Source organism: Rhizobium subbaraonis, from assembly GCF_900220975.1.
GTDB lineage: Bacteria > Pseudomonadota > Alphaproteobacteria > Rhizobiales > Rhizobiaceae > Mycoplana > Mycoplana subbaraonis.
In genome coordinates, this window is the sequence record NZ_OBQD01000007.1 from 245057 (window position 1) to 271152 (window position 26096).

The 26096-nt window shown below is 65.1% G+C and carries 20 protein-coding genes; 12 read left to right on the top strand and 8 right to left on the bottom strand.

The genetic code is table 11. From position 1 onward, the window contains the following. Positions 1-31: 31 nt before the first annotated feature. Positions 32-2479, bottom strand: a complete 2448-nt coding sequence (locus tag CRO48_RS12875; RefSeq protein ID WP_097139848.1) for a GcvT family protein — start codon at positions 2477-2479, stop codon at positions 32-34. Beyond that, entirely contained in the window at positions 2476-4926 is a 2451-nt protein-coding gene (locus CRO48_RS12880; protein WP_097139850.1) for a GcvT family protein, read from the bottom strand. The genes CRO48_RS12875 and CRO48_RS12880 overlap by 4 nt, the downstream gene beginning before the upstream one ends. 163 nt (positions 4927-5089) lie before the next feature. Between CRO48_RS12880 and CRO48_RS12885 the strand changes: the two genes are divergently transcribed. The 3 genes from CRO48_RS12885 (at position 5090) to CRO48_RS12895 (ending at position 10121) form a co-directional block, all read left to right on the top strand. Further along, the gene (locus tag CRO48_RS12885) at positions 5090-5938 is read left to right on the top strand and encodes a LysR family transcriptional regulator (RefSeq protein WP_097139853.1); all 849 of its coding nucleotides are present in this window, start codon (positions 5090-5092) and stop codon (positions 5936-5938) included. Between the two features lie 131 nt (positions 5939-6069). Next, on the top strand, positions 6070-9336 hold the full coding sequence (locus tag CRO48_RS12890; protein WP_097139855.1) for an AAA family ATPase: 3267 nt from the start codon (positions 6070-6072) through the stop codon (positions 9334-9336). A 104-nt stretch (positions 9337-9440) separates the two neighbouring features. After that, positions 9441-10121 (top strand): redoxin family protein, encoded by a 681-nt coding sequence (locus CRO48_RS12895; RefSeq protein ID WP_097139857.1) that lies wholly within the window; start codon positions 9441-9443, stop codon positions 10119-10121. 117 nt (positions 10122-10238) lie between these two features. Here the strand turns inward: CRO48_RS12895 and CRO48_RS12900 are convergent, their stop codons facing one another. Next, positions 10239-11261, bottom strand: a complete 1023-nt coding sequence (locus CRO48_RS12900) for a GlxA family transcriptional regulator (RefSeq protein WP_342588268.1) — start codon at positions 11259-11261, stop codon at positions 10239-10241. Between CRO48_RS12900 and CRO48_RS32900 the strand changes: the two genes are divergently transcribed. The 4 genes from CRO48_RS32900 to CRO48_RS12915 all read left to right on the top strand — a co-directional run bounded on the left by CRO48_RS32900 (position 11251) and on the right by CRO48_RS12915 (position 15295). Next, positions 11251-11529: a hypothetical protein gene (locus CRO48_RS32900; protein ID WP_245423506.1), complete on the top strand. Its 279-nt coding sequence runs from the start codon at positions 11251-11253 to the stop codon at positions 11527-11529. The two genes, CRO48_RS12900 and CRO48_RS32900, sit on opposite strands and share 11 nt — an antisense overlap. A gap of 40 nt (positions 11530-11569) precedes the next feature. Further along, the gene (locus CRO48_RS12905; RefSeq protein WP_245423507.1) at positions 11570-12403 is read left to right on the top strand and encodes an alpha/beta fold hydrolase; all 834 of its coding nucleotides are present in this window, start codon (positions 11570-11572) and stop codon (positions 12401-12403) included. 106 nt (positions 12404-12509) lie between these two features. Then, positions 12510-13457 carry an MBL fold metallo-hydrolase gene (locus CRO48_RS12910; RefSeq protein WP_097139861.1) on the top strand — a complete coding sequence of 316 codons (948 nt, stop codon included), beginning with the start codon at positions 12510-12512 and terminating at the stop codon, positions 13455-13457. A 128-nt stretch (positions 13458-13585) separates the two neighbouring features. Further along, positions 13586-15295: a GH32 C-terminal domain-containing protein gene (locus CRO48_RS12915; RefSeq protein ID WP_097139863.1), complete on the top strand. Its 1710-nt coding sequence runs from the start codon at positions 13586-13588 to the stop codon at positions 15293-15295. A 13-nt stretch (positions 15296-15308) separates the two neighbouring features. Here the strand turns inward: CRO48_RS12915 and CRO48_RS12920 are convergent, their stop codons facing one another. Then, positions 15309-15788 (bottom strand): anthrone oxygenase family protein, encoded by a 480-nt coding sequence (locus CRO48_RS12920; protein ID WP_245423508.1) that lies wholly within the window; start codon positions 15786-15788, stop codon positions 15309-15311. 238 nt (positions 15789-16026) lie between these two features. Between CRO48_RS12920 and CRO48_RS12925 the strand changes: the two genes are divergently transcribed. Then, positions 16027-16821: a DUF1194 domain-containing protein gene (locus tag CRO48_RS12925; protein ID WP_407071927.1), complete on the top strand. Its 795-nt coding sequence runs from the start codon at positions 16027-16029 to the stop codon at positions 16819-16821. Positions 16822-17108: 287 nt separating this feature from the next. Beyond that, entirely contained in the window at positions 17109-18299 is a 1191-nt protein-coding gene (locus tag CRO48_RS12930) for an aromatic ring-hydroxylating oxygenase subunit alpha (RefSeq protein WP_097139980.1), read from the top strand. A gap of 115 nt (positions 18300-18414) precedes the next feature. On the opposite strand, the gene CRO48_RS12935 is transcribed toward CRO48_RS12930, so the two are convergent. Beyond that, positions 18415-19815 (bottom strand): aminotransferase, encoded by a 1401-nt coding sequence (locus CRO48_RS12935; protein ID WP_097139982.1) that lies wholly within the window; start codon positions 19813-19815, stop codon positions 18415-18417. 387 nt (positions 19816-20202) lie between these two features. Here CRO48_RS12935 and CRO48_RS12940 point away from each other — a divergent pair, with 387 nt between their 5' ends. The 3 genes from CRO48_RS12940 to CRO48_RS12950 are packed head-to-tail and all read left to right on the top strand — an operon-like array spanning position 20203 to position 22963. Next, positions 20203-21027 (top strand): ABC transporter permease, encoded by an 825-nt coding sequence (locus CRO48_RS12940; RefSeq protein WP_245423518.1) that lies wholly within the window; start codon positions 20203-20205, stop codon positions 21025-21027. Further along, positions 21027-21839, top strand: coding sequence for an ABC transporter permease (locus CRO48_RS12945; RefSeq protein WP_097139867.1), 813 nt, complete (start codon positions 21027-21029; stop codon positions 21837-21839). Before CRO48_RS12940 ends, CRO48_RS12945 begins: the two co-directional genes overlap by 1 nt. A 26-nt stretch (positions 21840-21865) precedes the next feature. After that, on the top strand, positions 21866-22963 hold the full coding sequence (locus tag CRO48_RS12950; protein WP_097139984.1) for an ABC transporter ATP-binding protein: 1098 nt from the start codon (positions 21866-21868) through the stop codon (positions 22961-22963). A gap of 62 nt (positions 22964-23025) precedes the next feature. Here CRO48_RS12950 and CRO48_RS12955 read toward each other — a convergent pair whose 3' ends face one another. The 3 genes from CRO48_RS12955 to CRO48_RS12965 are packed head-to-tail and all read right to left on the bottom strand — an operon-like array spanning position 23026 to position 26086. Beyond that, positions 23026-24303, bottom strand: a complete 1278-nt coding sequence (locus CRO48_RS12955; protein WP_097139869.1) for a flavin monoamine oxidase family protein — start codon at positions 24301-24303, stop codon at positions 23026-23028. After that, complete coding sequence (locus CRO48_RS12960) at positions 24303-25385, bottom strand: extracellular solute-binding protein (protein WP_097139986.1); 1083 nt, start codon at positions 25383-25385, stop codon at positions 24303-24305. The genes CRO48_RS12955 and CRO48_RS12960 overlap by 1 nt, the downstream gene beginning before the upstream one ends. Before the next feature lie 23 nt (positions 25386-25408). After that, positions 25409-26086 carry a TetR/AcrR family transcriptional regulator gene (locus tag CRO48_RS12965; RefSeq protein ID WP_097139988.1) on the bottom strand — a complete coding sequence of 226 codons (678 nt, stop codon included), beginning with the start codon at positions 26084-26086 and terminating at the stop codon, positions 25409-25411. Positions 26087-26096: the final 10 nt, after the last annotated feature.

The following is a 26096-nucleotide window of genomic DNA, read 5'->3' on the forward strand; positions in this document are numbered from 1 at the left end:
ATGCGTCTGCTGTCTTCGTCGTCGGTCGTCCCTACAGGCGCACCCGCGCAGCCTTCGGGTCGTACATCGGCACGAGCGATGCTTCGGCCTTCACGCGCACGCCGGCGATCTCGATCTCGTAGCCGGATGCCAGCACCTGCTCTTCGCTTTCGCCCTCGCAGGGCACGTAGCCCATGCCGATCGCACCGCCGAGGAAGTGGCCGTAGTTGCCAGACGTGATCGTCGAGACGATCTTGCCGTCGCGCACCAGCGCCTCGTTGTGGAAGAGCAGCGGCTCGGGATCGGCGAGCCTGAACTGCACCATCCGCCGCTTCAAGCCCTTGTCCTGCTTGCGCAACACCGCCTCGCGGCCGATGAACTCGCCCTTGTTCACCCGCACCGCAAAGCCGAGGCCGGCCTCCAGCACGTGGTCCTCGTCGGTGATGTCGTGGCCGAAATGGCGGAAGGCCTTCTCGATGCGGCAGCTGTCGAGCGTGTGCAGCCCGCAGAGCTTCAAGCCAACATCAGCGCCGGCCTCCTCCAGCGCCTCGAACACATGCGCGGTCTGGTCGGTGGAGACGTACAGCTCCCAACCGAGCTCGCCGACATAGGTGACGCGATGGGCGCGGGCGAGCCCCATGCCGATCTCGATCTCGCGCGCGGTGGCAAACGGATGGGCGGCGTTGGAGAAGTCGTTCGGGCTGACCTTCTGCATCAACTCCCGTGCCTTCGGTCCCATCACGCAGAGCACGCTTTCGGCAGCCGTGACGTCGGTGATGACGACGAATTCGTCCCGGAGGTGCTTGCGCAGCCAGGCAAGGTCGCGCTGCAGCGTCGCACCGGGCACCACCAGCAGAAACGCCGTTTCCGACAGCCGCGTCACTGTCAGGTCGCTCTCGATGCCGCCGCGGGCGTTCAGCATCTGAGTATAGACGATCTTGCCGGGAGCGACGTCCATCTGGTTGGCGCAGAGCCTCTGCAGGAAGGAGAGCGCGTCGCGCCCCTCCACCCGGATCTTGCCGAACGAGGTCATGTCGAACAGGCCGACGCCCTCGCGCACCGCCATGTGCTCGTCGCGCTGGTTGTCGAACCAGTTCTGCCGCTTCCAGCTGTACTTGTACTCCCGCGGCTGGCCCTCCTTCGCGAACCAGTTGGCCCGCTCCCAGCCGGCGACCTCGCCGAACACGGCGCCGCGGGCCTTCAGGTGATCGTGGATCGGCGAGCGGCGGACCCCGCGCGCGGTCGCCATCTGGCGATAGGGGAAATGGTCGGCGTAGAGCAGGCCGAGCGTCTCGGAGACCCGGTCCTTCAGGTATGCGCGGTTCTTCTGGAACGGCTGCGCCCGGCGGATGTCGACCTCCCAGAGGTCGAACGGCGGCTCGCCGTCGTTCATCCACTGCGCCAGCGCCATGCCGGCGCCGCCGGACGAGACGATGCCGATCGAGTTGTAGCCGGCCGCGACCCAGTAGCCCTTCAACTGCGGCGCCTCGCCGAGATAGTAGCGGTCGTCGGGCGTGAAACTCTCCGGGCCGTTGAAGAAGGTGTGGATGCCGGCCGTCTCCAGCATCGGCATGCGGTTGATCGCGTTTTCGAGAATGGGCTGGAAGTGATCAAAATCCTCCGGCAGCTGGTCGAAGCAGAAATCTTCCGAGATGCCGTCCATGCCCCACGGCTTGGCCTTCAGCTCGAAGGCGCCGATCAGCATCTTGCCGGCGTCCTCCTTGTAATAGGTGCACTCGTCCGGAACGCGCAGGACGGGAAGCTGCTTCAGCCCCGCGATCGGCTCGGTGACAATGTAGAAGTGCTCGCAGGCATGCAGCGGCAGCGTCACCCCGGACATGTCGGCGAGCGTCCGCCCCCACATGCCGGCGGCGTTGACGACGTTCTCCGTCTCGATCGTGAAGTTCTCGCCGTCCCGCTCGCAGGTGACGCCCGTCACACGGCCGTCCTTCGTTACCACCGAGGTAACCTTCACGCCCTCGATCACCGTCGCACCGTTCTGCCGCGCGCCCTTGGCGAGCGCCATCGCAATGTTGGCCGGGTCGCACTGGCCGTCGAGGGGAAGGTGCACCGCGGCCTTGACGTCGGCCGTGTTCAGGTGCGGGTATAGTGCCTTCACCTCGTCGACCGAAATCTCGCGCACGTCAATGTCGAAGGCGCGGGCGAGCGATGCCTGGCGGTAGATTTCCTCCCTGCGCTCGTCGGTCAGCGCCACCGTCATCGAGCCGCACTGGCGCATGCCGGTGCCGATGCCGGTCTCGGCCTCGAGCTTGACGTAGAGGTCGGCGGAATATTTCGCCAGCCGCGTCATGTTCTGCGAAGCGCGCAGCTGCCCGATCAGGCCCGCCGCATGCCAGGTGGTGCCCGATGTGAGCTGCTTGCGTTCCAAAAGCACCACGTCGGTCCAGCCGAGCTTAGCAAGGTGATAGGCGACCGAGCAGCCGGAGACGCCGCCGCCGATGATCACAGCACGGGCTTTGTTCGGAATGGGCTTGCTCATGCGCGCAGTCTTTCATTGTTGGGGTCGAACAGCGGCCCGTCCGGCTGGACGGTGGCCTTGAACCGGTCGCCATAGATCTCGACCTCGACCTCGGTGCCGGGCTCGGCAAGATCGGCGCGCAGCATGCCGAGCGCGATCGACTTGCCGACCCGGTAGCCCCAGTTGCCCGAGGTGGTCTCGCCGACCACCTGTCCGCCGTGCCAGAGCGTCGACATATAGGGCGCGTCGCATTCGCCGGCCTCGACGGTCAAAAGCACGAAACGCTTGGAGACGCCCTGCTGCTTCTCCCGCTCCAGCGCCGCCTTGCCCTTGAAATCCGGCTTCGACCAGTCGACGAAGCGTTCCAGCCCGCCCTGCAGCACGGTGTAGTCGGTCGAAAGATCGCCCTTCCAGGCCCGGTAGCCCTTCTCGATGCGCAGACTGTCGAGCGCCTCCATGCCGAACGGCTGCAACCCGTGCGCCTGCCCTGCGGCCCAGACTGCGTCGAAGATCGCAGGTGTATCCTCGACCTTCGTGTGGATCTCCCAGCCGAGCTCCCCGGCGAAAGACACGCGCACCAGCTGGCACCAGCGGCCGGCGATCTGGCAGCTCTGATGCGTCAGCCAGCCCTTGGCGAGATCGGCATCCGACACTTCGGCCAGGATCGCCCGCGAATTCGGGCCGGAGAGGATCTGGCAGGAAAAATTGTCCGTCACGTCATCGACCGTGAACGTGGCGTCCTTCGGCAGATGCTTCTTCAGCCATTCCAGGTCGTGCCACTGCGCGGTAGCAGCCGTGATCAGGAAGAAGAAATCCTCGTCCAGCATCATGACAGACATCTCGGTGACGATGCGGCCCTTGTCGTCGGAAAAATACGCAAGGCCGATGCGGCCGGGTTTTGGCACGCGACCGGTAATGAGCGAGGATAGCCATGCGGTCGCCCCCTCGCCCTTCACCCGAAAGCGGGAGAAGCCTGGCAGGTCGAGGATGCCGGCAGCCTCCGTGACAGCGCGGCATTCCGCCTCGATCCGCGGCCGCCAGGGCCCTTCGCGGTTCCAGGTCTGAGTTGATTCCTCGGAGGAGTCGTCGCCGGGCTTCGCATACCAGTTGGCCCGCTCCCAGCCGTTGTAGGGCTTGAACTGGGCGCCGAGGGCGGCGATCCGGTCATGAATCGGCGAGAGCTTGCGGTTGCGGCCGGCCGGCCATGCGTGTTTCGGAAAATGCATCGCATACTCGTGGCCGTAGATCTCCATGCCCTTGTCGATGCAGTAGTCCTCGGCAGAGGCGAAGCTGGTGAAGCGGCGCGGATCGCAGGACCACATGTCCCACTCCGTCTCGCCCTCGGTGATCCATTCGGCGAGTACCTTGCCGGCCCCGCCGGCCTGGCAGATGCCGAAGGTGAAGACGCAGGCCTCGAACGCGTTCGGCACGCCCGGCATCGGCCCGATCAGCGGGTTTCCGTCGGGCGCATAGGGGATCGGCCCGTTGATCATCCGCGACAGACCTGCGGTGCCGAGGATCGGCACGCGCTCGCAGGCGTCGTTCAGGTACCATTCCAGCCGGTCGAGATCGTCCGGGAACAGCTGGAACGAGAAATCATCCGGCATCGGATCGTCAGCGGTCGTCCAGTGGGCCTTGCAGTTCCTCTCGTAAGGACCGAGATTCATCCCGGTCTTTTCCTGGCGGAGATAATAGGAGCTGTCGACGTCGCGCAGGAGCGGCAGCTTGTGGCCGACCTCCTTCGACCAGGCGGCAAGCTCCGGGATCTCCTCGAACAGGATATACTGGTGGCTCATCACCATCATCGGCACGTCGCGGCCGAACCATTTGCCGACCTCGCGGGCATAGTAGCCGGCGGCGTTGACGACGTATTCGCAGCGGATCTCGCCCTGATCAGTCGAGATCACCCACTCTTCGTTCTCCCGGCGCGCGCCGGTGGCGGGACAGAAGCGGAAGATCTTGGCGCCGAGGTCGCGCGCGCCTTTCGCCAGCGCCTGGGTCAGCTGCGCCGGGTCGATGTCGCCGTCATAGGGGTCGTAGAGCGCGCCGGTCAGTTCGTGCGTCTCAAGAAAGGGATACTTGCCGCGCATCTCGTCAGGGGAAAGGATGTCGAGGTCCATGCCCTGGTAGCGGCCCATGCCGACGACGCGCTTGAACTCCTGCAACCGCTCCTTGGAGTGGCCAAGCCGGATCGAGCCGGTGACGTGGTAGTTCATCGGATAGTCGACCAGATCGCCAAGCTCGCGGTAGAGCGAGGCCGAATAGCGCTGCATGTTCATGATCGACCAGGAGGACGAAAAGGTCGGCACGTTGCCGGCCGCATGCCAGGTCGAGCCCGCTGTCAGCTCGTTCTTTTCCAGGAGCACGCAGTCGGTCCATCCGGCCCTCGCCAGATGGTAGAGCGCAGAGGCGCCGACCGCCCCTCCCCCGATGATGACGACGCGTGCATGTGACGGCAGGTTCGACATTCTCTTCCCCTTGATTGCCTGCGATTTGTGGCAACCAATTCGATGCCCGACAAGCGGCCAGAATCCGCTTTATTGATCGAAGATTTCGATTAGTGTCGGCGTGTCGAATTCACTCCTATCCGTGGAGGTTGCGCCTCATCCGCCCGCCAACCAGAGCCCGCCCATGCAGATCGAACTCATCGAAACCTATCTCGACCTGATGGAAACCCGCAGCTTCAACCGCACCGCCGAGCGGCTGAACCTGACGCAGTCCACCGTGTCGCACCGAATGAAGGCGCTGGAGGCGGTGCTGGGGCGGCCGCTGTTTGCCCGTAACAAGGGCGGCACCCAGCCGACGGCGGCGGGCCTGCGCTTTCATGACCACGCCAAGGCGATCCAGCACCAGTGGCACGAGGCCGCGCGCGCGGTCGAGACGGCGGGTGCCTACGAACGCTCGATGCGCATTGGCCTGCAGCACGACCTCGCCGCCCACTATGCCGGCGACTGGCTGGCGGCGGTGCGCAAGGAACTCCCCGGCACTTCGATCTATCTGGAAGTGGACTATTCCAAGCAGATGAACCGCGATCTCGCGGCAGGCGACCTGGATCTCGCGATCCTCTACACGCCGCACCATCTGCCGGACCTGCACTACGAGCCCATCGGCGACGTGCGCTACGAATTGGTCAGCAACAAGGTGACGCGGATCGGGGATGTGAAGCCGGAAGACTATATCCAGGCCGTCTATTCCCCCGCCTTCGATCGCCTGCATCGCCAGGCTCTTCCCCACCTCTCGACCGCGCCGATCGCAAGCGGCGAAACGACGGCGATCATGGCGTTGATGGCAAAGCTCGGCGGTTCCGCCTACGTGATGGCGCCCGATGCGCTCCGCCTTGTCCGCAGCGGGGCGGTGAGCCGCGTGCAGGATGTGGAGCCGATCCCGCAGACCGTCTACGCCGCCGTCAACGTCCGCACCCGCCACGCCCACCAGCATCGCCGCATCATCAGTCTTCTGCAGGCGCTGCTGGCCACCTGATCGCCTCCCGCGGCAACCTGATCGCAACGCACATCCCTACCATTGCAACTGGATGCCCGCAGGCGCATCATTCTCAGCCTTCGGTTCCCTAGCGTGAAATTGCGGGTTCCGATCGGAACGAGGCGGACGCCATGAACTGCGCGGCATGCGGCTTCAAGGTCGAGGACGGTTTTGCCTTCTGCCCCAGATGCGGAGCATCGCAACAGAAGATCTGCTCTTCCTGCGGCCAGGTTTCTCCGCCTGACTTCGCGTTCTGTCCCAAATGCGGAACGAGCCTTGTGCCTCCGACCGGCATGGCGAGCCCGGCCAAGCCGCAGTCGGCGGGCGCATCTGCGGGTTCGCATCCGCACCCGGGAACGCCCGCAGCACCTTCTGAAACGGAATCCGACCGTCGCATCGTCACTGCGCTATTTGCGGATCTCTGCGGCTACACGACGCTCGGCGAGCGGATCGATCCGGAGATGCTGCAGTCCCTGCAGAACGAGGTGTTCGAGGAATTGAGCGCCGCCGTCGCCGCCGAGGGCGGCTACGTCGACAAGTTCGTCGGCGATGCGCTGCTGGCCCTGTTCGGCGCCCCGGTGGCGCATGAGCGGGATCCGGAACGCGCATTGCGGGCCGCACTCGACATGCGCGTGCGGATATCGCGCATCGGGGAGCGCTGGCAGACGCGCCTCGGCCAGCCGGTGGCGCTGCATATCGGGGTGAATACCGGCCCGGTCGTTGCCGGTGGCGTCGGCGTCGGCGGAAGCAAGTCCTACTCGGTCACCGGCGACACGGTGAATACCGCCCAGCGCCTGCAGGCAATGGCCGGGTCAGGCGAGATCCTGGTAGGTGCAGTCACGCGCCGTCTGACGCAGCACGCCTTCGATTTCACCGCCCTCGGCACCCTGCCGCTGCGCGGCAAGGCGGGAGAAACGCCGGTCTTTCGCCTTGAAGCCTCGCTCGACGCGCCGCCGCCGGCGCGCGGCCTTGCAAGCTTCGGCATCGACACCGCGATGATCGGCCGCGACGGCGATCTCGCCACCCTGATGCGGTGCCTCGACCAGGTCCGCGGCGGCGCCACGCAGCTCGTGCGCGTCATCGGCGATGCCGGCATCGGCAAAACGCGACTGGTGGAAGCCTTCCTCGACCGTATCCGGGCCGCCCAGCCAGACATCACCATCCGTCAGATCGCCTGCTCGTCGCTCGGAGAACCCTCCTATGGAGCGCTTGCAGCAAGCCTCCGGCAGGCCTACCGGATTGCTCGCGACGACAGTCTCGAGCGATGCCGCGACCTGCTCGTGGCCGGATTGACCGACCTCGGCCTGGCCAGGGAAGAGATCGACAGGCTGAAGCCCCTCTTCCTTTTCGTGCTCGGCTTCGGCGATCCCGACGGCGCGCTGCGTTTCCTGGAGCCTGACCAGTTGCGGCGGCAGATCTTCCATGCCATGCGCACCCTGTTCGATCGGCGCATGGAGCAGTCCCCGCTGCTGGTGGTGATCGAAGACCTGCATTGGGCCGACAGCGTCTCCATCGATGCGCTACGGTTCATCATGGACCGGATCGAAAGCCGCAGGCTGATGCTGCTCGTCACCCACCGCCCCGGTTTCGAGACGGAGGTGCTGAGCTCCGCCCGCGCCAGCCAGACGACGCTGAGGCTGAGCCCGCTGTCTACCAGCGAAGCCGGCGCCCTCCTCGATGGCGCGCTGGAGGGCTGCGTCCTGCCGGAAGCACTGCGCAGGCGCATCGTCGAGCGGGCCGAAGGCAACCCGTTCTTCATCGAGGAAATCCTGCGCACGCTGATCGAGACCGGCATGCTTCATCGCGCAGCGTCGGGCTGGCAGGCGCAGACCGCGGCAGCCGACACCGAGATGCCGCTCGGCATCCAGGCCATGATGCTGGCCCGTCTCGATCGGCTGCCGTCCGGCGCGCGGCGGCTGGCGCAGGCCGCCTCGGTCATCGGCCACCGCTTCGACGTGGCTCTGCTGAAGGCGCTTCCCACGGGCATCGATGACATCGAGGCGAACCTCCAGCGCCTCGCCGAGGCCGACATCATCGAGGAACTGGTGGACATTCCCTCGCAGGCCGCCCCCCGTTATGCCTTCCGCCAGATGCTGCTGCACGAAGTCTTCTACGACAATCTGCTGCTGCGACGACGAACCGAGTTGCACGGCGCGATCGGCACCCTGCTCGAACGCCGCCAGGGCGGCGTGCCCGAACATCCGGAGCAACTGATCGAGCTCGGCTACCATTTTGCCGCTTCGGCCGAAAAGGAGAAGGGCGCGCGATACTTCACGGCCGCCGGCGATCTCGCACGCAAGGCCTATGCGAACGCCGACGCCCTGCGCCTCTATGCCCGCGCCCTATCGGCTGCCGAGGCAGCGGGCGGCGATTGCTGGCAGATCCCGGGCGAGCGCTACGCCGACCTCTGCCATCCGTTGGGCCGCGGTGAGGAGGCTCGCCACCTCTATGAGGACCTGCTGGCGGCCGCGCGCAAAGCTGGCGACGTGACCGCGGCCGCGCGCATCCTGCGCAAGCTCGGCCAGCTTGCCTTCGAAGGCGGTGACCGGGAGCGGGCGACCACGTGTTTCGACGAAGCACAGAGCCTGCTCGAAGGCGTCGATGCCCCGATCGAGCTCGCCCACCTGATGCAGCGGCAGGGACATTTTGCCTTCCGCGCCGGCGACTACCGGCGGGCAGCTCTGTGGGCGGACCGGGCGCTGGAATGCGCCAACCATCTGCCGCCGCGGCCGAACGAGGCGGAGAAGGCCGATATCGCGCTGGCGATCGCCCGCGCCTTCAACACAAAGGGCGTGGCATTGGCCCGTCTCGGCCAATCCCGGGAAGCGCTGCAGATGGTCGAGCGCAGCGTCGAGATCGCGCTGGGCGCAAACCATCTCAATACCGCGTGCCGCGGCTACACCAATCTCGGCGCACTCTACACGACGATGGATCCGGCCCGGGCGATCGAAGTCTGCAAGCGCGGTTATGACATGGCCAGGCAGATCGGCGATCTCGGGCATCAGGCACGCCTGCTCACCAACCTCGCCGTCGCCTTCTGCACCTTCACCGACCGCTGCATGGCCCAAGGGCTTCCGGCCGTGGAGGAGGCAATCGCAATCGACCGCGCGCTCGGCCAGCGTGACCATCTGCCGGTTCCGCTTCTCGTGCTCGGCCAGATCCGCCAATGCCATGGCGCAATCGACGCCGCGCGCGAGAATTTCCTGGAAGCACTCGACCTCGTTCGCGACAGCGCGGAGGCGCAACTGCTGTTTCCGTGCTATGATGGCTTGGCGACGCTCTGCCTCGAACTGAACGAACTGGAGAAGGCGGAGGAGTATTTCGAACTGGCGCAGCAGGTCTGTGCCAGACACGGCCTCGACCCTGATGCCCTTATCGTCCTGCCGTTTCTCGACTAGCCGCGGCTGCGGTCTTCGGTCCGCGAGCGCAGCAAACGAAGGACAAACGAGAAGCGCCGCGCGTCCGGCCCCGACCTAAGGCGCTTCAGTCGGAGGAGCAACCAATGGCAGAGCATGCAATGGAACGCCCCCTTCGCCCCGGAGATCGCGCGCCGAACGTGGTGCTGGATGCGATCAACCACGGCGGCAAGGTCTCGATCGAGGATTTTCGCGGCCAGTCAGGCGTACTGGTCGGGCTTTTCCGTGGGCTGCAATGCCCCTTCTGCCGCCGCCACATCGCTGCCTCCGCCGAGCTGGCCTCCTCGCTGCACGCGAAGGGCATCGACAGCCTCACGGTCGTCAACACCCCGATCGAGCGGGCGCGGCTCTATTTCCGCTATCATCCGCTGCCAGGGGTGATCGCAGCTTCTGATCCCGACAGCATTGCCCACCGCGCCTTCGGCCTACCGAACCTGCAGTTCACCGAGCATGAGGATGCCTGGCCCTACAAGGTCTCGATCCCGACCGTGATGTCGATGCGGATGGAGATGCCGGGCGAGTTGCCCGAGCCGATGAACCCGTTCGACGCGTCGACCTACCTCAATACGCTGGACGGCTACGAGAAGACCCCGGCCGACGAGAAGACGGAGGAACGCACGGGCGGCCAGCTTGTCGGCGAGTTCCTGCTCGACCGTAACGGGATCGTGCGCTGGTCGTTTACCGAGGTCGACGGCGAGGGATCGAACATGTTCGCGATCCCGCGGGCAGAGGAACTGATGTCGGCAGCCTCGCAACTGCCGCATTGAAGCATGCCGCGAAAAGCGCGCCGCGGAACTGCGACAACGACACGCGCAAGAACAATGGCTTCAAGCGTGTCGCGCGAAGCCTTTTTTCACGCAACAAGACGCGCTGCTCGTCGGCGCTCAGGCCGTGACTGCGTCGGCAAGCGACGGCTGCCGCTGCCCGCCGCCTGCGACCGAAAAGCGCATCCGGTATTCGCTCGGCGAAATTCCGAGGATCTTGCGGAAGATCTTCCTGTAGGCATTGCTGTCGTCGTATCCACTCTGCCAGGCCACCTGTTCGATGGAGAGATAGGAGCGCTCCAGGAGTTCGCGCGACTTGGCGATCCTGAGGCGCTGGCAGTATTCGGTCGGATTGATCCCGGTCGCCTTCTGGAAGCGGCGCAGGAAGGTGCGCTCCCCGAGCCCGGCGCGATCGGCCATCATCTGCAAGGTGATGCCCTTGGTATTCGCCCCATGCAGCCAGTGCTGGATCTTCAGGATGACCTGGTCGCCATGGTCCATACGCGGCGCGAAGACGCTGTAGTAGCTCTGTTCGCGGGCCCCGGGATCGACCACCATGAAGCGGGCCGTTTCCAGCATCACCGTCGATCCCATGAAGCGGTCGACAAGCTTCAGCCCGAGATTGATCCAGGCCATCATGCCGCCGGTCGAGATGATGTCGCCCTCGTCAATCATCAGCTTGTCGGTATCGACATGCACCTGCGGGAAGCGCCGAGCGATCTGCTCGGCATGCGACCAGTGCGTCGTCAGCGCCCTGCCCTCGACCAGGCCGGACTCGGCCAGGAGATAGGCTCCCCCGCAAACCGAGGTCAGCACGGTCCCCTCTGCATGCCGCTGCCGCAGCCATTTGGACATCTGCGCAAGATCGCGCTTCAATTGCAGTTCCACCGAAAGCGTCGGCGGCAGGATCAGCGCGGAGAGCTGGCCGACAGGGTGCGCCGGGTCGCTGTCGAAGCCGCGCGTCACCGAGCCGTCCAGGCCGAGCTTCCAGTGGCTGGTGCGGATCTGCGGCGCGTTCATGCCGTGCTGCTCGCGGCTCTGGAGATTGGCGACGTTGAACATGTCGGTCAGGCCGTAGACGGCGGACATCAGCGCCTCCTCGTGCACGACGATGCCGATCTCGGCGGGCTCCATGGCCGTCACCTTTGTCAATTCTGCCTCCATCGTTGTCAGCTTTGCCGGTCGAGAGATCCGGCAGGCGGCTGTATCTATTCAATCACAGCTTCGGAACGGAAGCCAAGAGTTGAAACAAAACAACGATCTGCTCGGAAAGGAACACAGTCATGGCAAAGGCAATCGCAACCACCGCGACCGCAACGATCTCCCGCCGCAACATCCTGGCCGGGGCATTCGGCGCAGCCGCAACCGCCGCCGCAGTAGGCGCAGTCCAATCCCCCGCAAAGGCGGCTGACGCTGCCCAAACCCAAACGAAGTCAGAAGGAGCAACGACCATGGCAAGCAGGATCATCACCCGCGACGGCGTCGAAATCTACTACAAGGACTGGGGTCCGAAGGACGGCCCCGTCGTCGTTCTCGCCCACGGCTGGCCGCTGTCTTCCGACAGCTGGGAGGCCCAGGCCTTCCATCTGGCGAACAACGGTTTCCGCGTCATCACCCATGACCGCCGCGGCCACGGCCGCTCCAGCCAGCCCTGGGACGGCAACGACATGGACCACTATGCCGACGACCTGGCCGACGTGATCGAGCAGTTGAACCTGAACGACATCTTCCTCGCCGGCTTCTCCACCGGCGGCGGCGAGATCACCCGCTACATCGGGCGCCACGGTACGAGCCGGGTCAGGAAGGCCGGCCTGATCTCCGCCGTGCCGCCGCTGATGGTCAAGACCGACAAGAATCCCGGCGGCCTGCCGAAGGAAGTCTTCGACGGCATCCAGGCGGCGAGCCTGAAGGATCGCTCGCAGCTCTACAAGGATATCGCCTCCGGTCCCTTCTTCGGCTTCAACCGGCCGGGCGCCACCGCTTCGCAGGGCATGATCGACAGCTTCTGGCTGCAGGGTATGATGGGCGGCCACAAGAACACCTATGACAGCATCGTCGCCTTCTCGCAGACCGACTTCACCGAGGACCTGAAGAAGTTCAACGTACCGACGATCATCATCCACGGCGACGACGACCAGATCGTCCCGATCGACGCCGCCGCCCGCGCCTCGAAGAAGCTCGTGCCGCATGCGATCCTGAAGGTCTATCCGGGTGCCCCGCACGGCATCACCGATACCCACAAGGACCAGCTGAACGCCGACCTGCTGGAGTTCGCCAAGTCCTGACCGGCACGATCCTGACCGGTAGGGCACCCAGCGCATCGCTCTCGCAAACCGGCATCGCTCCCATGGGGGCGGTGCCGGGCTTTCCTCCAGACGAAGGACGACGCCCATGAACCGCCCCGTTGACAGTTCCGCATTCGCCCTCACCCGCCGCCAGCTTCTGTCCGGCGGCGCCGCACTCGCCGCAAACAGCCTGCTTCCGAAGGGGGCATTTGCCGTCGAGGCCCATCGCTTCGACCATGGCAGCTTCGATGTCACCGTCTTAAGCGACGGCTTTCTCACCCTGCCGGCTGAGGTGCTGCTGCCCGACGCGACCGCCGAGGAACGCCTGCCGATCCTGAAGCGTCTGGGCGGCGATGCCGCCGGCGCCCCCGTTCAGGTCAACATCCCGCTGATCCGCACGGGCGACGAGCTCATCCTCGTGGACATCGGCTCGGGCACAAGCTTCCAGGACAGCGCCGGCAGGCTGGCCGAAAACCTGCGGGCCGCAGGCGTCGACCCCGCCGCGATCACCAAAGTGGTGTTCACCCATGCCCATCCCGACCATTCCGGCGCGACGCTCGGCCCGGACGGAAAGCTACTCTATCCGAACGCCGACTATGTGGTCAGCGCTGCCGAATGGGAATTCTGGACCGACCGGGACTTCGAGAAGAGCCAGCCGGAGGCGCTGCACGGCTTCGCCCGCGGCGCAAGGCGCGATCTCCTTGCCGTCCGGGACCGGCTGCGGCTGGTGAAACCCGGCGACGAGGTCGTGCCCGGCATGACGGTCCTGAATACCCCCGGCCATACGCCCGGCCACATCTCACTGCATCTCGACGGTGGCGACGGCCTGATCGTGACCGGCGATGCCGCGACCAGCAACGTCATCTTCTTCGAGAATCCCGACTGGCATTTCGGCTTCGACACGCAGGCCGAGACAGCACTTGCGACCCGCAAGGCGCTGATCGCCGAGGCGGCGACCAGGAAGACCAAGCTTCTCGGCTACCACTGGGCCTATCCCGGCGTCGGCTTTGCCGAGCGCAAGGGCGCCGCCTATCGCTTCGTCCCGGCATCGTGACAAGGCCGCTTCGCCCTGCCCTGCCCCGAATCTACCTTTGCCGCAGGGTTCGGGGTTTTCCTTTCGCCCATCGCTTCTATGTCTGTCCCTGTATATCTGTCCCTGTATAAAGGATGAAAGGGAATGGAATGAACGAACGACTGACGGTGGCGGCCGACACCATCCGCACCCTTGCGGTCGACCTGCCGGTCAATGCGACCTTCCACATCTGGCTGAAGGCGACAGGGCACAACAGCTTGGGCTCTGTCTCCTTCGCCAACGCTCGCGGCAAGTTCGCCGAAGTGTCGATCGCCAATGCCGAGGAATACGGCCTGCGCATCTATCAGGTCTTCGGCGGTGGTCACGTCGAACTAAGCTTCGACACGGCGACGACGGCGGTGTCGGTGATCTACTGGTTCACCGCCGCCGACGTGCTGGAGACCGGCATCACGGTCGTCCACACCAACCGCGGCAACGCGCCCCCGGAGCTTCCGGGCGGCTACCATTTCCGCCCGCCCTTCGGCTGGATGAACGATCCGAACGGCTTCGGGCGCTTCGATGGCCGGCCCCACCTCTTCTACCAGCACTATTCGCACGGCCTGCGCTGGAACACGATGCACTGGGGGCACGCGGTTTCCTCCGATTATCTGCGCTGGCGCCACCTGCCGATCTTCCTCTTTCCCTCCGAGGACCTGACCGCCCGCCCTGACAAGCGCGGCGGCGCCTTTTCCGGCACCACCATCCCGCTGGTCGACGGCCCCGGCATCCGCGTGTTCTTCACCGAGCAGGTCGCCGACCGACAGCCCGAGCAGCAGATCCAGCTCACCGCCACCTCCTCCGACCTGATCACCGCCGGACAGGCCGAGGTGGTCCTTGCCAGCCGCCCCACCGGCGCTGGCCTGACGCCGGACTTTCGTGATCCCTACGTGTTCCGGGGACCGGACGGGCTCTGGAAGATGCTTCTCGGCAGCCAGAGCGACGAAGGTGGCGTCATCCTGCTCTACGAAACCGAGGACCGGACGGCTGCGACCGGCTGGACCTATGTTGGCAAGCTTCTGGTCGAGGAGCGCTACCGCACGACCGCGATCGAATGCCCCTGCCTGCTGCCGCTCGACGGCCCGGCCACCAGCCGCTCGACACGCTGGGTGCTCGTCTACGGGCTGATGAACAGCAAGGACGAGGAGACCGGCCGGCAGAACCTGACGATGGCCGATGTCGGCTGGTTCGACGGCCGCAGCTTCTCCAAGGAATTCGGGCAGGAGCTCGATTTCGGCACCGACAACTACGCCTTCCAGGCCTTCCTCGACGGCGATCGGGCCGTTGGCATCGGCTGGCTCGCCAACTGGGCCGACGCGCATCCGGACATCGACTTCCCGACGGCCATGACATTGCCACGCGCGATGCATCTTTCGGACGGCATGCTGCTGACGCCGCCGATCGGCGCGGCCGAAAGCCTGCGCAGCCGCATTCTCGACCGCACGCGGCTTGCCGCCGGCGAGACGGTGACGTTCGACAATGGCGCGGTCGAGATCCTCTTCGATCTGGACGAAGCCGGGGCGACTTTCGAGCTGGAACTGGATCACCCCGGGGCCGCCATCGCAGTCTTTCGCGACCAGCGCGGCCTCGGCATCCGCTATGAGCGCGACGACGGGCCGGCGTCGCCGCTCTACGTCGCCCGCGGCGCCAATCCGCGGCGCGTGCGCGTCTTCCTCGACTACGGCTCGATCGAGGTCTTCGCCGACCGCGGCCGCTGGGTCGGCACGAAACGCATCGACGGCTTCGAGCCGATCCGCGCCGCCCGCTTCAGTGCAGGCGCGCAAAGCGTCGTGCAGGCCACGGTATGGGCCTTGAAGCTCTGAGAACCAGCCTTGCTCACGTTGCCCTGGCATAGGCCAGGATGAAGAGAACGAGGGATGCGATCGAGGTGACCGTGCGGACGTGGTTCCACGCGGTCCAGCGGCCCAGATAGGTCTTCCATAGCGCCTCGCCTTCCGGGCTCGCCGGGTTCACCGCGGCGAGCGCGTCGTTCATCGGGACATTGAAGACGATGGTGACGCCGAGCGTGCCAACCAGGAAGACGGCAGCAGCTCCGATCGCAAGTGCACTGCCGGGAGCGCCGTTCAGGAAAGCCAGGACGATTATCGCGACCGCCAGCAGCGCCGTGCCCATGAAGGCGGCAAAGAACAGCGGGTTCTGGATCACCACGTTGATCGCGTTCATCGCCGCGATGCCTTCGCCCGCCGGCAGCCGCGCCAGCGCCGCCATGATGCACACCGAAAAGATGAAGAAGAGGCCGGCATTCAGGCCCGCACCGACGGTGGCGACGAGGAGAAGCAAGGTGTAGGCGGCCACGGCAATCCTCCGAATCTACTGGCGGGGGCGCAGGCGTGCGGCCCGGCTCAGCTATACCAGCTCTCGTCCGTGTGATCACCGACAGTTGAACGGAATTGCCGGTCGGCCCCGGCAAACGCCTGTGCTACAGTCTTCGCTTGCACGGTTGGCGCCTGAATCGCGCCGCGCATCGCCGCCCTGTTCCGCGTTTCCGTCCCAAACGGCAGCGGACGTTTCCGCAGGAGGGAAATGCAGGATGCTGCTTGCCGCACTCGCCATGTTCTTCAGCGTGACCGCCTATGGCGATACGCACGCCGTCGCGACCGAAAGCGGCACTGTCGTCGATCTGGAGCTTGTTCTTGCCGTCGATGTTTCCGGGTCGATGGACCTCGAGGAGGCGCAGGTCCAGCGCGCCGGCTATGTGTCCGCCCTCACCCACCCCGAGTTCCTTGCCGCGATCCGCGAGGGCTATAACGGCCGAATCGCTCTCAGTTACTATGAGTGGGGCGGCTCCGTCAGCGCCAATTCACGGATGCCCTGGGCACTGATCGAGACGGCCGAGGACGCTCGTCGCTTTGCCCAGAAGATCAAGGAGCGCCCTTTCGCATCGATGCGCGGCACGTCGCTCTCGGCCGCGCTGGCCTATGGTTCCACGCTTTTCGAAGGCAACGGATATGACGGCGCCCGGCGGGTGATCGACGTTTCCGGTGACGGCCCCAACAATTACGGCGCGCCGGTGGCGCCGGCCCGCGACGCGGCGACGGCGCTCGGGATCGTGGTCAACGGGCTTGCGATCATGATCCGTCCCTCGGCCGCCTACGGCCCGCTCGACCGCTACTATGCCGATTGCGTGATCGGCGGCCCCGGCGCCTTCGTCGTCGCGGTGCAGGAGCCCGAGGATTTTGCGATCGCCATCCGGCGCAAGCTGGTGCTCGAGGTCAGCGGCCGCCTGCCCCCGCCGAACGTCTTCGCAGCGGCCGGCGACAGCGACTGCCTGATCGGCGAGAAACTCCGGCCGGGCTTCGACCAGTATTACCCGGAACTGAACCGATGAGACGCGGCCGAACGCGTTCAGCGTGACGGCCGCTCTTGCTCCGCCATGGCGCGAAGCATCCACATATCCCGGGACTGACCTGCGGGCGCAAGCCCTTCCGGGTGTCTTGCGACCGCGACCGGCCGCGTTACTCGACCCGCTCGTTTGCCGGACGGCGGGGCCATGTCGAGGTGGCCGTCAACACCCCCTGAAACAAGCCACGAGCGGGCTGCCCATCGCAACCTATTCCTTTATTTATGGAAATATGCTTTAATTGAATGAACGTTCAGCAAAATGTGGGGAAGAAGATGAATGAAGTGATCCGCGACATCTCCATTCCGAACGACTGGGACCGCAGCGGTCTGCCGGGATGGTGCTATCACAGCGCCGCCCTGCTGGAGCTGGAGAAGCAGCATATTTTCCGGGAGCACTGGCAGATCGCCTGCCACGTCTCCGACGTCCCCGAACCCGGCAACTACATCACGCTGGACGTGATCGGCGAGCGCGCCCTGATCCTTCGCGATCAGGACGGTGAGATCAAAGCGTTCCACAATATCTGTCGTCACCGCGGCTCGCGTCTCGTCGCCGACAGGAGCGGCACCTGCCGCAACGCGCTCGTCTGTCCGTTTCACGGCTGGGTCTACAATCTCGACGGCACGCTGCGCGGGGCCGCGCGCCCCCGCTCGTTCCCGCCCATGGACAAGCACGAATTCGCGCTGAAGACCATCGAATGCGAGGTCTGGCAGGGCTTCGTCTTCATTCGCTTCGCTCCCGGCCCGCAAGCGTCCGTGGCCGAGATCATGCGCCCGTTCGAGGCGGAACTGTCGCACTACCGTCCCGCCGAGATGGTGCCCGTCGGAGAAATCCACACGCAGGAGACCCCGGTCAACTGGAAGTCCGTGCGCGACGTGGACAATGAGGGCTACCACGTGGCGATGGCTCATCCCGCGCTACAGGATCTCTACGGCTCGACCTACTACGACGAGCCCTTCGTCGACGGCCTCTGCCGCTCGTTCGCCACCTACAATCCCCATGCCGGGCGCCGCTGGAGCGTCGGGCGCTACGTGAAGATCGCGCCGGAAAACAAGAGCTTGCCGGACCATCTGCGCAAGGCCTGGATCTATTTCGGCATCTTCCCCAATGCCGTGATCGCGGTGACGCCGGAAAGCCTGCAGTTCTACCAGGAGTTCCCGATCTCCGTCGGCCGGACGATGCTGCGCGGCGGCGTATACCGCTACCGCGACGAAACCCGCGAGCAGGCCGCCGCCCGCTATCTCGCCGCACGCATCGACCGCGATACCCAGGCCGAGGACGTTCAACTGACCATCTGGTCGAACGAGGCCATGACCTCGAACGCCTTCGCCGGCTTCTACCTGTCGGATCTGGAGTACGGCGTGCGGACGCACCACGACCATCTGCGGAAAGCGCTGCCGGTGATGAACCTTGCAACCCCGCCGGACGAGAAGGACATGGCGGCGAAGAATGCTGCCATGCGCTGAGCCGCTTGGCTCCCGCCAACCCTTGCAACGCAGCCTAAAAAAGAGCCCGCTTTCGCGGGCTCAAAAATGTCGGGGCCGGGAATGAGTGACCCCGACAGGCTGGCAGACGGCGGCCTCAGCCGCGCCACAGTCCTTCCCGAACCAGGTCGTCCATCGTCAGCTCGATGCCGCGGCGAAGGATCGCCGCCATGTCGTCGATCTGGCTGGTGCTGATCGTCAGCGGCGGCGACATCACGCACATGTTGATGAGCGGCCGCACCAGCAGGCCAAGCTCCTGGCAGTGGTTGTCGATGCGCTTGCCCACCTCGAGGTCGAGCGTCAGCGGATTGTTGCTCACCCGGTCGGCCACGCATTCCACGCAGGCCATCAGCCCCATGCCGCGCACCTCGCCGACCAGCGGAAGTTCCTCCAAAGCCTTCAGGCTGGATTGGAAATGGCCGGATATCGAGCGTGCGTGCTCCAGAAGCCCGTCTTCGAGAAGATCGAGGTTCTTCAGTGCCACGGCACATCCGACCGGATGGCTCGAATAGGTGAGCCCGTGCGCGAACATCGCCTCCGAATGATTGGAGCGGCGCAGTTCCTCCAGAAGACGTCCGGCGATCATCACGCCGCCGAGCGGGAAGTAACCTGACGTCACGCCCTTGGCAAAAGTGATCATGTCCGGATCAAGGCCGAATACCTCCTGCGAGGCAAAGACGTGCCCGAGCCTTCCGAAGGCGGTCACAACCTCATCGGCGATGAAGAGGATGTCGTTTTGCCGGCACAGTTCGCGAATGCGGCGCAGATAGCCGTCCGGCGGAACGATGACGCCGCCCGATGCCATCACCGGTTCGGCGACGAAGGCACCGATGCGCTCGGCGCCGACCGTCTCGATCACGTCCTTGAACTCGGCCACCAGATAGTCGCAGAACGCCACCGCTGCCACACCCTCCGGCCGGCGGAACGGATTGGGGCAGGTCAGCTTGACCACCTGCTCGCCGGCGCCGTCCATCCAGTCCTGATCGCGCGGCCGCCCGTTCAGCGAGGCCGAGAGATAGGTGGAGCCATGGTAGGCGCCCTGGCGCGAAACGATCAGCTTCTTCTCGCCCCGTCCCTTCACATTGTTGGCAAACTGCATGAAGCGCAGCGCGGTCTCGACCGCCGAGGAACCGCCGGTGGTGTAGAACACGTGGTCGAGCCCGTCGGGCGCATGGCCGGCAAGCCGTCCTGACAGGAGTGCTGCGGGCGCGTTGGTCGTGTACCAGGGCGAATTGTAGGAAAGCTCCATCGCCTGCGCCGCCATGACCTCGGCCAGTTCCCTGCGCCGGTGACCGGCGTTGACGCACCACATGCCGGCGGGCCCGTCGATCAGCCGGCGTCCGGCGGCGTCGGTGACGTAGATACCCTCCCCGCCTTCGATCCGCCCGCGGGCTTCCGCACCGATCGAGCCCGACATGGGCCAGGGCTGCACCAGATGACGCTCGGCCAGCAGCGTCAGCTCGTCTGCAGCCTCCTCCGCCATTGCCCCACCCTGCATTCCGGTCGACTTCGGTATCGCAGCCATCCCACGCTCCAGACACGTTGAAAAACGTAATTCATCACTCAACACAATGAAAAGAATATTCTTTTCACCAAATATTGAATGTTCGTTCAATCAATATTGCAGAATTAGCGCTTGATTTCAATGGCGGTTTGCGCTCATCTTTCGACAGGGAACAGCAACAGCCGAAAAGGCGGTCGAGATGAAATCTGCATCAGAGGCAGGCGGGTTCTGTCCCGTGCTACAGATCCGTATGCAGGGCCAGGATCACATCCAGGGAAAGTCGCGGCGATGAGCACCGCGGCCATCGCCAGTTCACCGGAAAAGCCGGCTCCCGCCAAAGGCATCCGTTGGCTGCACGGCGAGGAGGCCCGCGGGCTGGCGATGATCTCGCCGACCCTGCTTTACGCGCTTGCCCTGCTGCTTGTGCCTGTCCTGCTGGTGATCGCCTACAGCTTCTGGACCCAGAACTACCTGGAGATCGACCGTACCTTCACGTTCGAGAACTACCGCCTCGCCCTGACGGAGCCGATCTACCGCGACCTTTTCGTGCGCTCGCTGTGGATCTCGATGCTGACGAGTGCCATCACCGTCGTGTTTTCCTATCCGATCGCCTGGTACATTTCCTTCCACGGCGGCCCGCACAAGAACCTCTGGCTCTTTCTCGTCACCATTCCCTGCTGGACCAGCTATCTGCTGCGGGTGATGTCGTGGAAGGTGATCCTCGGCTATGGCGGCGTCCTCAACACCGGCCTGATGGCTGCCGGCGTCATCGACCAGCCGATAACGTCGCTGCTCTACAATGCCAATGCCGTCGTCATCACTCTCGTCCACAGCTGGGCCGCCTTCGCGATCCTGCCGATCTACGTCTCGCTGCAGAAGATCGACCGGTCGTTGATTGAGGCTGCACGCGACCTGGGCGACGGTGCCGTGCGCTCCTTTCTGCGCGTCACCCTGCCGCTGTCCATGCCCGGCGTCATCTCCGCCTTCCTGATCGTGATGATACCGACGGTCGGCGACTACGTGACGCCCAAGCTGGTGGGCGGCAAGGACGGTGTGATGATCGCAACCGCGATCCAGGCGCAGTTCGGCAAGAGCGCCAACTGGCCGCTCGGCGCGGCGCTATCGGTCACGACGATGGTGCTGGTCTCGCTGGCGGCGGCAGCCGTCGTCCTTTCCCTTCGCTTTGCCGTGCGGAGGTTACGCTGATGCTGCAGAGAATTCGCTTCCTGCCGTTCTTGCCGCTCTACGTGGCGATCTATTTCCTCTTCCTTTATCTGCCGATCCTGCTTCTGCCGGTCTTTTCGTTCAACGACGCGGCGACCACCACCTTCCCCCTCGCCGGCTTCACGACGAAATGGTACGCCTCGCTGTGGGGCAATTCCGTGCTGCTGCAGGCTGCGCGCAACAGCCTCGTCGTCGGCGTCTGCGTCTCCCTGCTCAGCACCATCCTCGGCATCTGCGCCGCCCGCGCCATCACCCGCTACCGCTTCCGGGGCCAGCGCGCCGCAGGCGGGCTGATCATGGCGCCACTGTTTCTGCCGGAGATCATCGTCGCGGTATCCTTGCTGATGATCGCGCTGCAGTTCGGGCTGCAGCTGTCGCTCGTCACCGTGATCCTCGGCCAGGTGGTCTTCTGCATCCCCTATTCCATGTCGGTTCTGGTCTCCGGCTTCGAAGGATTCGACCGCAGCCTGGAGGAGGCGTCCTACGATCTCGGCGAGACAGCCTTCGGCACCTTCCGGCGCGTCACCCTGCCGGTGGTGGCGCCGGCGATCGTCTCCAGCCTGCTCGTCACCTTCACCATCTCGCTAGACGAGTTCATTCTCGCCTTCTTCCTTTCCGGCACCGAACCGACACTGCCCGTCTACATCTGGGGACAGCTCCGCTTTGCCGCCAAGCTGCCCGGCGTGCTGGCGCTCGGAAGCCTGATGATCCTCGCCTCCGTCGTCTTGCTGACCGTTGCCGAAGTGCTGCGCCGGCGGGCCGAACGGCGCACGCAAGCCGCACTCGCCCACTGACAGGAGCCCCCATGTCTGACCGCCCGATGATCTCCATCGAAAATGTCTCCCGCTACTACGGGGTGTACAAGGCGCTCGACGACGTATCGCTGCAGATCGGCGAAGGCGAGTTCTTCTCGCTGCTCGGGCCATCCGGCTGCGGCAAGACCACGCTTTTGCGTTCCATCGCCGGCTTCGACGTGCCGACCAGCGGCGAAATCCGCATCGACGGCGTCGCCTCGACCCTGCTGCCTGCCAATCGTCGCCCGACCAACATGGTCTTCCAGAACTATGCGATCTTTCCGCATCTCGACGTCGGCGAAAACGTCGCCTACGGGCTGAAGCGGCTGAGGCTGGATGCGGCCGAGGAACGTCGGCGCGTCGCAGATGCGCTCGACCAGGTGCGGCTGACGGGCCTCGACCGGCGCAAGGCCAACGAGCTTTCGGGCGGCCAGCGCCAGCGGGTGGCGCTCGCCCGCGCCCTCGTCATGCGCCCCAAGGTGCTGCTACTGGACGAACCGCTCTCCGCACTGGACAAGAAGCTGCGCGAGCAGATGCAGGTCGAGCTGCGCAGCCTGCAGCAGGCCGTCGGCATCACCTTCATTCTCGTCACGCATGACCAGTACGAGGCCCTGGCACTGTCGGACCGCATCGCCGTGATGTTCGGCGGCTGTATCGCCCAGGTGGCGACGCCCAAGGAGATCTACCAGCATCCCCGCACGCGCAAAGTTGCAGATTTTCTCGGCGGCATGAATTTTCTCCGCGCCCGCCTCCTTGCCGACCGCAAGGGCGACGTATCGGTCGACGCGGCGAAATTCGGCACGGTGAACCTGGCAAAGCCGGTGGGCTTCACCACATCCGACGGCCACGTCACGGTCGGCATCCGGCCCGAACGGCTTCGCCTCCTCTGGGACGACGAGAAGGCGCCGCACGAACTGACCGGCCGCGTCGAGAACCGCGCCTACTTCGGCGAGGTGACGCATCTGACCATCGGCGTCGATGGCCTGGAGCAACCGCTTTCCATGGTCGAGACGAACGACTACGGCGCCGACGACCTGCCGGTCGGCGCGGAGATCAGGCTGGCTTACGACCCCGACGCTTTCGTGCTGCTGGCCGATGACGAAATGGGCCTGCGGGCCCGATGATGCGCCACGGGCGCTGGCCTGGCCGACCGCGCTCGTCGTGCACCTTTGCCGTCCGTCACCGCTTACAGGGCATTCTCTCCCCCGGCCGCCATGATCCGTTCCGCCGCCATCCGCCCGGCCACGATGGCCCCTTCGATGTAGCCTGGATAGGAGAGCGACAGTTCCGAACAGGCAAACTGGATGCGCCCTGCGCCCGAGCGCAGCACGTCTTCGGCATCCTTCGCCCGCAGGTCGCAGACGGTGTCACTGTAGCCGCCGCCGCTCCATGCGTCGCCGGTCCAGTCCCGCAGCAGGATGGCGGTCGCCGTGCGGGCAGGCTCCCCCAGAACGTCCGCAAGCTTTCCAAGGATCATCGCCTCAAGCGAAGCTGGCGGCATCCCCTGTGCGGCGATCGCCAGCGGACCGCCGACGAAGACCACGAGCGCGGCACCGAGCCCATCGTGGCTGACGTCGCAGGCAAAAAGCCCCGACGGATCGAGCCAGGACACCATGCCGCTCAGGCCGCGCTCGCGCCAGAACGGACGCGGATAGCGCACCAGCGCCTTGATGACCGCCCCGCTCCTCCACACCGAAAGCGCCCGTCGGAGCGCGGCCGGCAGATCCGGTTCGAAGCCGATGCGCGACGTGGCCACCGGCGGCACGGCGACAACCACGTGCCTTGCGGACAACAGCGCCTCCCCGGCCTGAACCTGCACGCGATCCACCCTCATCGAGATCTGCGTGACCGGCCTGCCCGTCAGGACCCGGCCATCCAGACCCGCTGCCATGTCGTCTGCCAGCGAATGGATGGTCTCGCCGACGAAATACTCGATTTCCGATTGCCGGTTGGTGATCCGCCGATCGTTGGAGACGAGGTACCAGAGCGGCAGTTCGCCGATCGGCCTGCACCATAGCCCCTCGACCGTCGAACGAAAGGCCCTTGCAGCATCGGCGCTGACAGGCTGCGCGGCCAGCCAGTCCGCGACGCTCATCCCGTCGATGGCAGGATCCCGCGGGTTGAGCGCCCTCATTCGCAGACGAAGGGACCGTGATTCCGCATAGGCCTTGTCCGGCGCGTCGATCGCCGGCTGGACGACGAAGGCGCCCTCGACCGGGGTCTGGACCAGCGTCTTGCCGTAGCGGCGGATCAACGCCATAACGTTCGTCATGTCGTCGCATACGAACTGGCCGCCCGTATCGACGCGTCCGCCATCCGCAAAGGTCTGCGCCGCGACCCGCCCGCCGACGCGCGCCTGCGCTTCCAGCACGACAACGTCCAAGCCCCGCTCGAACAGCACCGCTGCAGCCGAGAGGCCGGTGAACCCGGCCCCGACGACGATTACGTCATGATGCTGCGCCATCAGTAGCCGGACTTGATCTTCTCGAACTCGGCGATCATCTTCTGCCGCAGTTCCGTCGGCAGCGGCGACTGGAACAGCGTGTCCTTCACGAACTTGTCGATATCGCCATAGCCCTTCTGATCCAGAAGCGCCGGATCGACCGCAGCCATTCCCTTGGCATTCGAATGCCCGTAGCCCCAGGATTCGACCATGTAGTTGGCGACGGGCGGATCGGTCAGCGCGTTCAGATAGTCGTATGCCTTGTCTTCGCTGCCCTCCCCGCCCTTGAGCCGCACGTAGCCGCAGACCCACGTCGACAGCCCCTCATCCGTGTCGCGCTTCATCTCGACGGGCACGCCGTCCGCCTGCAGCGTGACGGAGGTTTCGTTCCAGGCCCAGGCGAGGTCGACCTCGCCGCTCGCCATCGCCTGGCTCAACTCGGTGTTGTCGGTCCAGTAGAGGCGTATGTTCTGATGCACCTGGCGAAGGAAGTCCGACGCCTCCTTGAACTGTTCATCCGTCATCTGCGACCAGTCCTTCAGCCCGATCGCAAGGCTTGCCAGCGCATAGGCATCGTCGACATTGTCGCCGATCGAGACCCGGTCCTTGAATTTTGGATCGGCGAAAGCCTTGAGCGAGGCCACCTCCTCCGGCTTCACCGTATCGGTGCGGTAGGTCAGCACGGTGTTTCCCCACTCGAACGGAATGAGCCAGGCGGTGCCGTCCTCCGACGTCATCAGGCCCTTCATCGCCTTGAACCCCGGTAGCACGTCGTTCCAGTTGCGAAGCTTCGATGTATCGAGCGGCTCCAGCAACCCCGCCTCCCGCCACTTCGCCACGCTCTGCGAACAGGGATGGGCGACATCGGCCTTGAAGCCGGCGCGCAGTTTCTGGAAGGCCTCCTCTTCGTCGCCGAAGAAGGCGAAGTCCGGCGGCGTCTCGTGTTTTTCCATGTAGGCGGGGAAGAAGGCCGGCTCCTCGTAGCCGGACCAGTCGAAGACGGTGAGCCCGTCGCTGGCCCGTGCAGGCAAGGCGGTGGAGACCGAAAGTGCAGCGGCGAAAGCGGCAACGAGAAGTTTGCCCGTCCTGTAGCTGATGCTCATGCTCATTCCCCTTTTGACGTTGGCTATTTGGGTCCCGTTCGCGCGATATGCTTCGGAAACATGGCCGCGATGGCCTCGATGGCGGCCTCGTGAGCCCTCTCTCGGGTCAGCCCGTCGCCCATCATCAGGCGCAGCCAGAGCCCTTCCAGCATGGTCGAGACGGCGAGCGCCATGGGCTCGACCACATAGTCGTAGCCGCCCTCCTCCTTGAGCCGCGCACACAGGGAGACGACGATTTCCTGATACTTGACGTCGCGGGCGCCGCAGAGCGCCTGGTAGGTCGGCCGCGACTTCGCCTCGCCCCAGAAGGCGCACCAGGCGGCAAGCTTGCGCTTGGTGCAGATCTTCCGGTCGAAATCGGCAGCGACCAGCGCCCACATCTGGTCGGCCGGCCGCTCGCCCGCCTTCTCCAGCGCGGCATACCAGTGATTGGCATATTCGTCGGCCATGAACTGCAGCGTGGCGACGAGCAGCTTTTCCTTGCTCTCGAAGTGGAAGTTGACGATGCCGCGCGAGAGCCCCGCACCGTCGGCGACGTCGGCAAGCGTCGTGTCGGCATATCCGCGCCTGGCAAGCGAATCGATCGTCGCCTCGATCAGTTGCAGCCGCCTCGTTTCCTTCGATGCCTTGCGGCCCTTCTTCTCGACTTCCGTCACTTCCTTCTGCGCCGCACCTGCCCGCATCTTCACCGCCGTTCTCATTTTGGGATTT